We start from the raw sequence: 12,305 nt of genomic DNA, 5'->3' as shown, positions 1-12,305 counted from the left end.
TCGCGATGAGGCCAGCAGCCCGACAGCAGATCCGCTGCCTGATCACCGGCGGCGCTTGCGGGTACCCAGCTCTATCCACGTCGGCGCATGATCGCTGGCGTGCTCCTCGTTGCGCACCCACGCATCCACCCCGGCATTCTTCAAATAAGGCGCCATCGCCGGGTTCAACAGCAGATGATCAATCCGCAACCCGCAATTGCGCGGCCAGTGCTGGCGGAAATAATCCCAGAAGGTATACACCCGCTCTTCGGGGTACAGATGCCGCAGCGCATCGGTCCAGCCCTGGGCCAGCAGCCGCTCGAAACAGGCGCGGCTTTCGGGCTGCAGCAAGGCGTCCTTGAGCCAGGACTTGGGGTTATAGATGTCAAAGTCCGTGGGCACCACGTTGTAATCGCCCGCCAGCACCACCGGGTGCTCACTGGCCTGCAGCTGCGCGGCATGGGTGATCAGGCGTTCGAACCAGGCCAGCTTGTAATCGAACTTGGGCCCCGGCTGCGGGTTGCCATTGGGCAGGTACAGGCAACCCACCAGCACGCCGTGCACGGCGGCTTCCAGGTAGCGGCTCTGGGTGTCGGCATCATCGCCCGGCAAGCCACGGCGCGACTCCAATGGCTCGGCATCCCGGGCCAGGATCGCCACGCCGTTCCACGACGGCTGGCCATGGTGCAAGGTGCCGTAGCCGATGGCCTCGAAGTCGGCGGCGGGGAACTGCGCGTCGGTGGCCTTGAGTTCCTGCAGGCAGGCGATGTCGGGGCGTTCGCGCTCCAGCCAGTGCAGCAGGTTGGGCAGGCGTGCGCGCAGGCCGTTGATGTTGAAGGTGGCGATTTTAAGCGCTTTCATCGGTGGTCTCCGCTCGGTACCGCGTCGCGTTCGGACGCCGCCTTCGGCAGCTGCTACAGGGGACGTGTAGCAGCTGCCGAAGGCGGCGTCATTGGCACCGCTGATGTTTCGAGTCACACCATCGCAGGAACGTTCACCCCGTCACCGCCATTGAACTCTGCCCCACCGCCACCCCTCCCACCTTGTAGACCCCTGATCGCGCTGGAACCCCGCCATGGCCAGATCCCTCGAGCAATACCAGCAAAAGCGCAACTTCGACGCCACCCCCGAACCCAGCGGCAAGGCCAGCCGCCGTGGCAAGGGCCATGCGCTGCAGTTCTGCATCCAGAAGCACGACGCCAGCCACCTGCACTACGACTTCCGCCTGGAGCTGGACGGCACGCTGAAAAGCTGGGCGCTGCCCAAGGGCCCGTCGCTAGACCCCAAGGTGCGGCGCCTGGCCGTGCACGTGGAGGACCACCCGCTCGATTACGCCAACTTCGAGGGGCACATCCCTGAAGGGCATTACGGCGCCGGCGACGTGATTGTCTGGGACCGTGGCGTGTGGATTCCCGAAGGCGATGCGCAGCAAAGCTATGAAAAGGGCAAGCTGCGCTTCCGCCTGCAAGGTGAAAAACTGTCGGGCATCTGGAACCTGTTTCGCACGCATTTGGCCGGCAAGAAGGAGCAATGGCTGCTGATCAAGTCGGCAGATGCCGAAGCCCGGCCCCAGGCCGACTTCGATATCGTCGAGGCCGCGCCCGACAGCGTGCTCAGTGACCGAACGCTGATTCCCAAGGCCGCGGCCACACCGGCCAAGGCCGCCAAGCCTGCCAAAAAGACCAAGGCCTTGAGCAATGCCCCCAAGGCCGCCCTGCCCGCCACCCTCACCCCGCAACTGGCCACCCTGATCGAGTCCCCGCCCAGCGGCGACTGGCGCTACGAGATCAAGTTCGACGGCTATCGGGTCATGGCGCGCGTCGACGGCGCCAAGGTCCAGCTGTTCACCCGCAACGGCAAGGACTGGACCGCGAAGATGCCCAGCCAGGCCAAGGCCCTGGCCGCCCTGGGCCTTGAATCCGCCTGGCTGGACGGCGAAATGGTGGTGGCCAATGCCGACGGCGTCTCCGACTTCCAGGCCCTGCAAAACGCCTTCGACGACGGCAGCGACGAGGCCATCGTCTATTACCTGTTCGACCTGCCCTACCTCAATGGCCGCGACCTGCGCCAGTGCCCGCTGCAGGAACGCCGCACCGCCCTGGCCGCCGTGCTGGAGCACAACGATGCGCCGCAACTGCGCTATTCCGAGGATTTCGACCAACCGGTCGATTCCCTGCTGGCCAGCGCCTGCCAGATGGACATGGAGGGCCTGATCGGCAAGCGCGTGGACAGCCTCTACAGCGGCAAGCGCAGCCACGACTGGATCAAGCTCAAGTGCAAGCAGCGCCAGGAATTCGTGATCGTCGGCTACACCGATCCCAAGGGCAGCCGCAGTGGGTTCGGCGCCTTGCTGCTGGGCCTGCACGACGCCGACAGCGGTGACCTGCGTTACGCCGGCAAGGTGGGCACCGGCTTCAACACCGCCACCTTGGCCAGCATCCTTGAACGCCTCAAGCCCCTGCACACAACCAAGCCCCAGGTCGCCAACCCTCCCACCGGCGCCCAGGCCCGTGACGTGCACTGGCTCAAACCGCAGTTGCTGGCCGAGGTCGCCTACGCGCAGATGACCCGCGACGGCGTGGTGCGCCATTCGGTATTCCACGGCCTGCGCGACGACAAACCGGCCAAGGCCATCGCCCAGGAGAAACCCGTGAAAGCCGCCAAAGCCACGAAATCCGCCGCCCCCGACACCCTGCGCCTGACCCACCCCGACCGCGTGATCGACGCCAGCTGCGGCGCCACCAAGCGTGACCTGGCCGAGTACTACGCCCAGGTGGCGCCGTGGATCGAGCCGCACCTCAAGGACCGCCCGGTGGCCCTGGTACGCGCCCCGGAAGGCCTGGCCGGCGAGCTGTTCTTCCAGAAAAACGCCGGGCACCTGGACATCCCCGGGCTGATCAGCGATGAAGCAGCCGGGCAATCGGTGATCATCATCAACCGCCCCGACGCCCTGCTGGGCGCCGTGCAGATGAACACCCTGGAGCTGCACACCTGGAACACCACCCGCGCCAACTACGACAAGCCCGACCGCTTTATCCTCGACCTCGACCCGGACCCGGCGCTGCCGTGGAAAAGCATGCTGGAGGCCACCCAGCTGACCCTGACCCTGCTGGACGAACTGGGCCTGACCGCCTTCCTCAAGACCAGCGGCGGCAAGGGCATGCACATCGTCGTGCCGCTGACCCGGCGTGCCGGCTGGGATGAGGTGAAGGACTTCAGCCACGCCATCGTCAAGCACCTGGCCGACCTGCTGCCCGATCGCCTGACGGCCGTGTCCGGGCCAAAAAACCGCGTGGGCCGTATCTTCATCGATTACCTGCGCAACACCCGCGGCGCCACCACCGCCTGCGCCTACTCGGTGCGCGCCCGCGAGGGCCTGCCGGTGTCGGTGCCCATTCGCCGTGATGAACTGACCGACCTCAAGGGCGCCAACCAGTGGACGCTGTTCAACCTGGCCGAACGCCTGGCAGAGATCGACGACCCCTGGGCCGAATACGCCAGCACCAAGCAGTCGATCACGGCAGCCTTGCGCAAACGTCTGGGCGGTAAATGATGGCCCAGGCCACGGTGCATATAGGTGTCTCGGGCTGGCGCTATACGCCCTGGCGCGGCGACTTCTACCCCGAGGGGCTGAAGCAAAAGGACGAACTGCGCTTCGCCTCCCGCGCGGTCAGCAGCATCGAAATCAACGGCACCTTCTACGCCCTGCAACGGCCCGAGCGCTTTGCCGAGTGGGCCTCGCAGACGCCGGAGGGTTTTGTCTTCAGCGTCAAGGGGCCGCGCTACATCACCCATACCAAGCGCCTGCACGACATCGACGAAGCACTGGCCAACTTCTTCGCGTCCGGGCCCTTGTCGCTGGGAGATCGACTGGGGCCGATGTTGTGGCAGTTCCCGCCCAACCTGCGCTTCGACGCTGGCCTGTTCGACGACTTCATGGCCCGCCTGCCGCGCACCGGCGCACAATTGATCGACCAGGCGCGCCATTGCGCTGAACGCCTGCAGCGGCCTGGCTACCTGGACGGCAACCCCAGGCAGCGCCTGCGCCATGCCATCGAGATCCGCCATGAAAGCTTCGTCGACCCGGCCTTCGTCGCGCTGCTGCGCACGCATGATGTGGCGCTGGTGGTGGCCGACGCGGCGCGCAAATGGCCCCGGGTGCAGGACGTGACCAGCGACTTCATGTATATGCGCTTGCATGGTGACAAGAAGCTGTATGCCAGCGGGTACTCCGATGAAGCGCTGGAGCAGTGGCGCAAGCGGATCATGGCGTGGAAGCGGGGGGCGCAGCCGGGGGATGCGCAGTTGATCGACTCGCAGCAGAAGCCAGCCAAGGCCAGCGCACGGGAGGTGTTTTGCTATTTCGACAACGATATCAAGGTGCGCGCGCCGTACGATGCGCGGCGGTTGTTGGGGTTGTTGAAGCTGGATAAGGGGTTGGAGACGACTCCAGGGCAGATGTGACAATTAATCCGCAGAAATCACTGCTCTTACGGGCCTCATCGCGAGCAAGCTTTGCTCCCACAGTGCCGCGACATACACCTGCATTCGGCTCAACACTGTGGGAGCAAAGCTTGCTCGCGATGAGGCCGGTACAGTTGCCGCAGGTCAGGAGGCCTTCTTGGCAGAGCGCTTGGCCTCCTTCTTCGGCGCCGGCTTTTTCCCCGCCAGGCTGCGCTTGAGCAAATCAGTCAGGTCAATGATATCGGCACCTTTGTGCTCGCCCTGCTCATCCACCGACGTCACCGTGGCGATCTTGCCTTTGCTGGCCTTTTCTTCCACCAAGTCCATGATGGTCTGCTTGAAATCATCCTGATACTCCTCCGGCGTCCAGGTGCCGCTCATGTCCTCCACCAGCCGCTTGGCCATCTGCAGCTCGCGCTTGTCGATCTTGGCATCGGTGACGCTGCTGTCCAATTCCAGCCCTTCCAACCCACGCACCTGCGACGGCCAGCGCAAGGTGATCATCACCAGCGCATCCTCCAGCGGCCTGATCAGCGCAAGGTGCTGCTGGGTGTGCAACACCACCCGCGCCAGCGCCACCTTGCCGGTGCTGTCCAGGGTCTGGCGCAACAACGCATACACCTTGCCGCCACGCTTGTCCGGCGCCAGGTAGTACGGGGTTTCAAATGCCTGCAAGGGAATTTCCCCGGCGGTGACAAACGAGAAAATATCGATGGTTTGCGTCGCCTCCGGTCGCGCCTTGCGGATCTCGTCTTCGCTGATCACCACGTAGCGGCCCTTCTCGTACTCCACGCCCTTGACGATATTGTCCTTGTCGATGTCCTTGCCGGTGACCTTGTTGATGCGCTTGTAGCCCACCGGGTCCATGCTGCGCTTGTCCAGCCAGTCGAAATCGATGCGCTCGCTGGACACGGCGGTGGTCAGCGACACGGGGATGTGCACCAGGCCAAAGCTGATGGCGCCTTTCCAGATGGCTCGAGCCATGATTGTCCTCCTGCATGGCCCGCGGGTGGGGGCCCATACAAGACTGACTGCGTGCCGATGCGAAGGTTTAACCCAAACCTGTACCCGCTGCCGCCAGGCTGCGCTGGCCGCTGTGAACCCTGGAGATCTGCAGCGAGGCACGGGCCCAGCGCAGCCTTCGGCAGCGGCTACAGGTTACCGAACGCCCCAAATTGGGCATTCATCGCACTGCATGGGTGCACAACGGTTGTGGACAGATGACCTGTCACCATGCGTAACACGATTGTATACAATAAATTCCTGACCACCCGGGCATGATTCAGGGCAGACGGGCCGCGGCAAATTCCACATATTTCCTTGAAAATCAAACCCCTCGATCGTCGGCAAACGCCCGACAGAAAATAACGCACACACAACTGGCACAAATCTGGCTTACCAGAACCACAAACTTGTATACATAAATACAATAACGTGGAGCCCCACCGATGCAGCTGAACAGCCCTGCCGAGACCTCCCTGACCGACCTGTCCCCCGCCCGCAACCGTGACACCGCACTCAGCCCGCGCCTGCACAACCACGACCTGGCCCCCACGCGCATGGAAGGCCGATGCTGGGGCAGCTACAGCATCTTCGCCCTGTGGACCAACGATGTGCACAACATCGCCAACTACTCCTTCGCCATGGGCCTCTACGCCCTGGGCCTGGGCGGCTGGCAGATCCTGCTGTCACTGCTGATCGGCGCCGCCCTGGTCTACAGCTTCATGAACCTCACCGGCTACATGGGCCACAAGACCGGCGTACCCTTCCCGGTCATCAGCCGCATCAGCTTCGGCATCCACGGCGCGCAATTGCCGGCCCTGGTGCGGGCGGTCATCGCCATCGCCTGGTTCGGCATTCAGACCTACCTGGCCTCGGTGGTGCTTAAAGTGCTGGTCACCGCATTGGCGCCTGGCATGGCTGCCTATGACCACAACCTACTGCTGGGCCTGTCGAGCCTGGGCTGGGCGTGCTTCGTCAGCATCTGGCTGGTGCAGTTGGTGATCCTGGCCTACGGCATGGAGATGGTGCGCCGCTACGAGGCCTTTGCCGGCCCGGTGATCCTGCTGACCATGACCTCGCTGGCGGTGTGGATGGTGAACCGCGTCGACGGCGCCTTCAGCTGGTCGATCCGCCAACCGCTGGAGGGCGCGACCATGTGGCGCCACATCTTCGCAGGCGGCGCCCTGTGGCTGGCCATCTACGGCACGCTGATCCTCAACTTCTGCGACTTCGCCCGCTCGGCGCCGTCGCGCAGCAGCATCCGCCGCGGCAACTTCTGGGGGCTGCCGGTGAACATCCTGGCTTTCGCCATGGTCACCGTGATGCTGTGCGGCGCGCAGTTTTCCATCAATGGCCAGGTCATTGAAAACCCCACGCAGATCATCCAGTCCATCCCCCACACCGGCTTCCTGGTGCTGGGCTGTCTGGCGCTGCTGATCGTCACCGTGGCGGTCAACATCATGGCCAACTTCGTCGCCCCCGCCTTCGTGCTCAGCAACCTGGCGCCACGCCTGCTGACCTTCCGCCGCGCCGGCATGATCAGCGCCACCGTGGCCGTGCTGATTCTGCCGTGGAACCTGTACAACAGCCCGCTGGTGATCCAGTACTTCCTGGCAGGCCTGGGCGCGCTGCTGGGCCCGCTGTACGGCATCATCACCGCCGACTACTGGCTGCTGCGCCGCGGCCAGGTCAACGTGCCACAGCTGTACAGCGAAGCCCCGCACGCGGCCTACCACTACCATCGCGGCATCAACCCGCGCGCCATGATCGCCGTACTGCCGGCCGCCGCCATCGCCATCGTGCTGGCGCTGGTGCCCGCCTTCGAGACCGTATCGGCGTTCTCCTGGCTGTTCGGCGCCGCCATCGCCGCCGCCGTGTACCTGCTGATCAGCGACCGTCACCAGACGTTCACCGACGTCAGCGGCGAAAGCATCGCCGTCGACAACGCCAGCCACTGATTTTCTGCCAATGAGGTTTTCCATGCGTATTCTGGTCGTCAACGTCAACACCACCGAATCCATCACCGCCACCATCGCCGAACAGGCGCGCAGCGTCGCCGCCCCCGGCACCGAAATCATCGGCCTGACCCCGCGCTTCGGCGCAGAGTCGGTGGAAGGCAACTTCGAAAGCTACATGGCCGCCATCGGCGTGATGGACGCGGTGATGCGCTATGACCAGCCCTTCGACGCCGTGATCCAGGCCGGCTACGGCGAACATGGTCGTGAAGGCCTGCAGGAATTGCTCAACGTGCCGGTGGTGGACATCACCGAGGCGGCCGCCAGCCTGGCAATGCTGCTGGGGCATGCGTATTCGGTGGTGACCACGCTGGATCGGACCGTGCCGTTGATCCAGGACCGGTTGCGGTTGGCGGGGCTGTATCAGCGGTGTGCATCGGTGCGGGCCAGTGGTTTGGCGGTGCTGGAGTTGGAAGAAGACCCGGCGCGGGCCGTGGCGGCTATCGTTGCCCAGGCTGAATTGGCGGTGCGTGATGACAAGGCTGAGGTTATTTGCCTGGGGTGCGGGGGGATGGCAGGGTTGGATGAGTTGATTCGTGAGAGTACGGGAGTGCCGGTGGTGGATGGGGTGACGGCGGCTGTCACACTGGCCGAATCGCTGGTGCGGTTGGGTCTGAGCACGTCCAAGGTACGCACCTACGCCACACCCCGCACCAAGCGCATCGACGGCTGGCCCCTGGCCCGCGGCTGATCCTGCACACCCCACTGTGGGACCGGGCGAAGCTCGGGAAGCGAACGACTCGGTTTCTGCAGTGCCCCCTTCCCGAGCTTCGCCCGGTCCCACATGGACTTGTAGCCGCTGCCGAAGGCTGCGCTGGGCCCCAAGTACGCTGAAGATCTTCAGGGTTCACACCGGCCAGCGCAGCCTGGCGGCAGCGGCTACGGGTTAGCTTGAGGCATCGGTGGTTGCTGCGCGCTTGGCGTAAAAGTCGTTCCAGATGGCCTCGATATCCCGCTGCATTTCAGCCACGCGCTGCGGATCAAACGGCGACATCGATTCCTGTTCCGCCAGTGCGATCAACTGGGCTTCGTGCTCCAGCAATTGGGCCAGCATCTTGCGGCGTGCGCTGCCGAAAAACACCATGCGCTCGCGGAAGTAGCTGCCTCGCGGCTCACGGCCGTAGGGGTACAGAAACCAGGCTCGCGAATCGTGGACCTGATCGTCGAACAGCGCGCGCAAATCGCCGGTCGGCTGGTCGGCGTTGCGACGCTCGTCCATGTCACCCAACTGCACATAGGAAATACTGTCCCTGGGCGAGATCGGGGTGGGAAACAACTGCGGGTATTTCTTGAAGCCCTCGCTTTTCAAACGCGCGGCTTCGATAAAGGCGTTCCTGGGCAATGCGAACAGCAATACCACACGGGAAAACCGCGGCAGAATGCGCCGCTCCAGCGCAGAGCTCAGCGGGTCGTGATCGTTGTAGGCCAGACGGAATTCTGCAGCCGCCTCCCGCAATTGGGTCTGGGCCATGTCGGCGTCGAAATCCTTGATGCCGGCGGGCATCAGTTGCTTGGCATAACGGGGGTCCCGCTCGCGGGCCTTCTGCTCGCGGCGCAAAGCTTCAACGTCAGCCTGCTTGCGGTCGCGGGCGGCCTGGGCGGCGGTGCGGATGGAAGGTTCGGCCTGGGTATCGGTGGCGCGCTGGTAGAAGGGTGTGGTCTTCAGGCTGTTGGAGGCGTAGCGGCCGATGCGCCAGGCGGTCAGCCAGGTGAGCTGGTCGTTCATGGCTTTTTCAAGGGGGACGGGGGCGGGGGTTGGGGTGTAATCGTCGATGGCCTCCTGCGGGAGGGGCTCGGGGGTTGGGGGGAGGTCTAGGGTGACTTGGCGCCAGGCGTTGAAGCGCTTAACTAATTCTGGATCAACTGCAAATGACCGCTCCAAATCAGTAGGCATTGCGCGCCATAAGTCATTTTTCTCCATCTCCGGTAACGCCAGTTGAGGCACTTTCAAAGGTGCTCCCGAAGCAAAAGCATCTGCAAGAAGCTCGTGTAATGCAATCTGTGATAACAAGGAACCGTCGTTTGCACCATTCGCTTTTCCTTGGTCTCCGGGCGGATAACCACCACCCACATCAGAATGCACACCCGGGTAGATAACCTCAGCACAGTTAACCGGATAACTACCATCCTCACGTCGAATGGAATCCACCGGGAAGCACAACCGCTGCTCATGTCCGGCCACCAAGTGCAGACACCGTTTGACCAACCCGCTCTCTGGCAGCGGCTGGGTACGGTCCGCCCAAGCCGAGTGCCCACTTACCCCCGGCGCGATATCGGCAAGCCCGACCGACGCCACAGTATCCAAAATCCCCAGATACTCGACACTGATGGGCAGCTTCACCTCGTCGAGCTGCAGGTAAGGCCGGGACTCCATCAACTCGTTCAACCAACTGACAAACGCCCGCGCTGACGCTGCCCCCCGCGAAAACCCATACACAAACAGCTTGAGCCCCAGCACCTTGCATTGGCCTGCATTGGGCGGGTTCAACGCCCAGCTCAGCGGCCTCTCGATCATTTTCAGCTGACGGCGCATCTCGGCCGCCCGGGCACTCGAGCCTTGTTGGCGGGATGCCCCGTGCAGCGAGGCCATGGCGCGGTTAGCCGCATGCAGCGCTTCATGGCCCAGCCGGGGCAAGTCCAGCGCCCGGCGCAGGGCATCGATGATCATCAGCAGCCCCCAGTTGATGCGGGCTTCGCCGAAAGCGCCAAACGCCATGCCAGTGGTGCTGAAATCCAGGTCCTGGACTTCGGGAAAGGGCGTACCCACCCCCGGCATGTAGTACTTGAAGAACTCCTTGTCCACCACATTCTCATCATCCATCAGCCCCCGCATTTCGCTGGCACCACCGGCGTGGCCCATACCCAGCGTTGCCCGGAACAGCCGAACGATATTGGTGGGGTGAGGCGGTTCGGACTGATACAGATCGTGCTTGAGGTTATTACCGGTGCCATCGAAGAACAGGCTGATATGCAAACTCTTGCAGCACGGACGTGTCAGACGCCGCCCCGCCGCCACGCAAAGGGCATTGTGATAATCCCGCTCCTCCTTGCCGAGGCGCAACAGGTTCCGATGCACCAGCCACTCGTCGCTTGGCAGGCGCCCCTGGAGGGGAAACTGAGGGGGATACCAGACGGGCGTGGACGTTAGTTCGGACATGACTTCGGCTCCGGTAGATGCAGCGGTGTCTTGATGGGGTAATCGGGACTGCCGTAGGCGTGGCAGGACGTGGTGACCTGGAGTTGATCGCAAGGCAGGAAGTGAACGGTGATGCCGCATTGCGCTTGGCCGGAATAGTCCGGGATCGGCACAGATTGGCTGTGCCGACGCGTCTGTGCGTTGATTCCTTCGGCCCATGCGAGGTATTTGGGCCAGTCCAGAAAGCCGGGGAACCCTTTGGAACCTCCCACGCCGGTTTCCCATTCAACACGCACCGCCAACCCCGGCGTCCACTGCGCCGGCGCGACATAGCAACACCCACCGCCTCCGCCCTGGTAAGGCCCAATGATGTCCAGCCCTGGCTCCCCATCAACGCTGAAGCGATTGATCGCCCAATGGGTATGGTTGAGGGCCTCAATCAGCCCGGCCTGGGCAGGCGTCAAACGCGAAGCGAGCAGCGCGCCGAACAAAACGAGCGGCAACCGACTCATCTTTATTTTTGGCATGAAAGCGGCTCCGGCAGGCGCAACGGTGTCTTGATCGGGTAGTGGGGAGAACCGTAGGCGTAACAGGAGGTGGTGACCTGCAGCTCATCGCAAGGAAGAAAGTGAACAGTGATTCCGCACCGTTTTTCACCGTCGTAATTCGGAACTGAAACAACTCGGGTCAGATGACGGGTTTGAGCGTCAACCTTTCTTTCCCACTCCAGGTACTTGGGCCAGTTGGCGAAACCAGGCGAATCATCGGCAAACGCGATGCCGGCTTGCCAGGTGACACGCACTGTCAAGTCGGGTCTCCACTGCGCCGGCGCGACATAGCAACACCCACCGCCCCCGCCCTGGTAAGGCCCGATGATGTCCAGCCCTGGCTCCCCATCAACGCTGAACCGATTGATCGCCCAATGGGTATGGTTGACGGCCTCAATCAGCCCGGCCCTTACCCCTTGGGCGGTAATCCCTGCGCCCAAGCAGCACAGCAATGCGACTCCCTTCCTGAGCCCAGCACCTCGCAGCTCGCTCATACGGCCGTTTCCGCCTGCTGCTCTGGCGCGAGAAAATACCGAACTGACAACGTGAGCCAAGTGGCGGGGTGAGTGGCGCTACACGGTTGGATGGCGGGCATGGGCTACCTCTGTCAATCCAGTTAAGGGATGAAAGAGGGAACCTTACGCAGCGCTACAGGGTGAGGCTGTAGGACGTTTCTGAGCGTCTAAATTTTTTTGCTTCGACACATGACAGCCGCCCCATCCTACCTGTCGGACCGGGCGAAGCTCGGGAAGCGGACGACTCGGTTTCTGCAGTGCCCCTTTCCCGAGCTTCGCCCGGTCCCACATGGACTTGTAGCCGCTGCCAAAGGCTGCGCTGGCCCCCAAGTACACTGAAGATGCTGAGGGTTCACACCGGCCAGCGCAGCCTAGCGGCAGCGGCTACGCAGTTTCGCCATGCGCCACATACCTGTGGGACCGGGCGAAGCTCGGGAAGCGGACGACTCGGTTTTCACAGTTTCCCTTTCCCGAGCTTCGCCCGGTCCCACATGGACTTGTAGCCGCTGCCGAAGGCTGCGCTGGGCCCTGAGTACACTGTAGATTTTCAGGGTTCACACCGGCCAGCGCAGCCTGGCGGCAGCGGCTACGCAGTTTCGCCATGCGCCACATACCTGTGGGACCGGGCGAAGCTCGGGAAGCGGAC

The 12,305-nt window shown here is 63.3% G+C and carries 9 protein-coding genes; 4 read left to right on the top strand and 5 right to left on the bottom strand.

Annotated features, from left to right (window positions below; all coding sequences use genetic code 11):
- Positions 1 to 42: 42 nt before the first annotated feature.
- Entirely contained in the window at positions 43 to 840 is a 798-nt protein-coding gene (gene xth / locus ACZ9GA_RS08360) for an exodeoxyribonuclease III (protein WP_457363133.1), read from the bottom strand.
- Positions 841 to 1,054: 214 nt separating this feature from the next.
- On the opposite strand from xth, the gene ligD reads away from it, so the two are divergent.
- Both ligD and ACZ9GA_RS08350 read left to right on the top strand, forming a co-directional pair.
- Positions 1,055 to 3,532, top strand: coding sequence for a DNA ligase D (ligD, locus tag ACZ9GA_RS08355; protein ID WP_457363134.1), 2,478 nt, complete (start codon positions 1,055 to 1,057; stop codon positions 3,530 to 3,532).
- Complete coding sequence (locus ACZ9GA_RS08350) at positions 3,529 to 4,443, top strand: DUF72 domain-containing protein (RefSeq protein ID WP_457363135.1); 915 nt, start codon at positions 3,529 to 3,531, stop codon at positions 4,441 to 4,443. Before ligD ends, ACZ9GA_RS08350 begins: the two co-directional genes overlap by 4 nt.
- Before the next feature lie 144 nt (positions 4,444 to 4,587).
- On the opposite strand, the gene ku is transcribed toward ACZ9GA_RS08350, so the two are convergent.
- Positions 4,588 to 5,427 carry a non-homologous end joining protein Ku gene (gene ku, locus ACZ9GA_RS08345; protein WP_457363136.1) on the bottom strand — a complete coding sequence of 280 codons (840 nt, stop codon included), beginning with the start codon at positions 5,425 to 5,427 and terminating at the stop codon, positions 4,588 to 4,590.
- Between the two features lie 464 nt (positions 5,428 to 5,891).
- On the opposite strand from ku, the gene ACZ9GA_RS08340 reads away from it, so the two are divergent.
- Positions 5,892 to 7,403: an NCS1 family nucleobase:cation symporter-1 gene (locus tag ACZ9GA_RS08340; protein ID WP_457363137.1), complete on the top strand. Its 1,512-nt coding sequence runs from the start codon at positions 5,892 to 5,894 to the stop codon at positions 7,401 to 7,403.
- A gap of 22 nt (positions 7,404 to 7,425) precedes the next feature.
- Positions 7,426 to 8,151, top strand: a complete 726-nt coding sequence (locus ACZ9GA_RS08335; protein ID WP_457363138.1) for an aspartate/glutamate racemase family protein — start codon at positions 7,426 to 7,428, stop codon at positions 8,149 to 8,151.
- A 195-nt stretch (positions 8,152 to 8,346) separates the two neighbouring features.
- Here the strand turns inward: ACZ9GA_RS08335 and ACZ9GA_RS08330 are convergent, their stop codons facing one another.
- Genes ACZ9GA_RS08330 through ACZ9GA_RS08320 form a run of 3 tightly spaced genes read right to left on the bottom strand, consistent with a single transcriptional unit; the run spans position 8,347 to position 11,638 of the window.
- Positions 8,347 to 10,617: a T6SS phospholipase effector Tle1-like catalytic domain-containing protein gene (locus ACZ9GA_RS08330; RefSeq protein ID WP_457363139.1), complete on the bottom strand. Its 2,271-nt coding sequence runs from the start codon at positions 10,615 to 10,617 to the stop codon at positions 8,347 to 8,349.
- Complete coding sequence (locus tag ACZ9GA_RS08325; RefSeq protein WP_457363140.1) at positions 10,605 to 11,123, bottom strand: DUF3304 domain-containing protein; 519 nt, start codon at positions 11,121 to 11,123, stop codon at positions 10,605 to 10,607. The genes ACZ9GA_RS08330 and ACZ9GA_RS08325 overlap by 13 nt, the downstream gene beginning before the upstream one ends.
- The gene (locus tag ACZ9GA_RS08320; protein WP_457363141.1) at positions 11,111 to 11,638 is read right to left on the bottom strand and encodes a DUF3304 domain-containing protein; all 528 of its coding nucleotides are present in this window, start codon (positions 11,636 to 11,638) and stop codon (positions 11,111 to 11,113) included. Before ACZ9GA_RS08320 ends, ACZ9GA_RS08325 begins: the two co-directional genes overlap by 13 nt.
- Positions 11,639 to 12,305: the final 667 nt, after the last annotated feature.

Source organism: Pseudomonas sp. TE3644, from assembly GCF_056278815.1.
The sequence above is the reverse complement of the archived record's forward strand: the minus strand, read 5'-3'. Positions and strand labels throughout refer to the sequence as shown.

Bases quoted from the DNA above. Each gene is read 5' to 3' on its own strand.
- xth (WP_457363133.1), bottom strand. From the start codon at position 840: ATGAAAGCGCTTAAAATCGCCACCTTCAACATCAACGGCCTGCGCGCA.
- ligD (WP_457363134.1), top strand. From the start codon at position 1,055: ATGGCCAGATCCCTCGAGCAATACCAGCAAAAGCGCAACTTCGACGCC.
- ACZ9GA_RS08350 (WP_457363135.1), top strand. From the start codon at position 3,529: ATGATGGCCCAGGCCACGGTGCATATAGGTGTCTCGGGCTGGCGCTAT.
- ku (WP_457363136.1), bottom strand. From the start codon at position 5,427: ATGGCTCGAGCCATCTGGAAAGGCGCCATCAGCTTTGGCCTGGTGCAC.
- ACZ9GA_RS08340 (WP_457363137.1), top strand. From the start codon at position 5,892: ATGCAGCTGAACAGCCCTGCCGAGACCTCCCTGACCGACCTGTCCCCC.
- ACZ9GA_RS08335 (WP_457363138.1), top strand. From the start codon at position 7,426: ATGCGTATTCTGGTCGTCAACGTCAACACCACCGAATCCATCACCGCC.
- ACZ9GA_RS08330 (WP_457363139.1), bottom strand. From the start codon at position 10,617: ATGTCCGAACTAACGTCCACGCCCGTCTGGTATCCCCCTCAGTTTCCC.
- ACZ9GA_RS08325 (WP_457363140.1), bottom strand. From the start codon at position 11,123: ATGCCAAAAATAAAGATGAGTCGGTTGCCGCTCGTTTTGTTCGGCGCG.
- ACZ9GA_RS08320 (WP_457363141.1), bottom strand. From the start codon at position 11,638: ATGAGCGAGCTGCGAGGTGCTGGGCTCAGGAAGGGAGTCGCATTGCTG.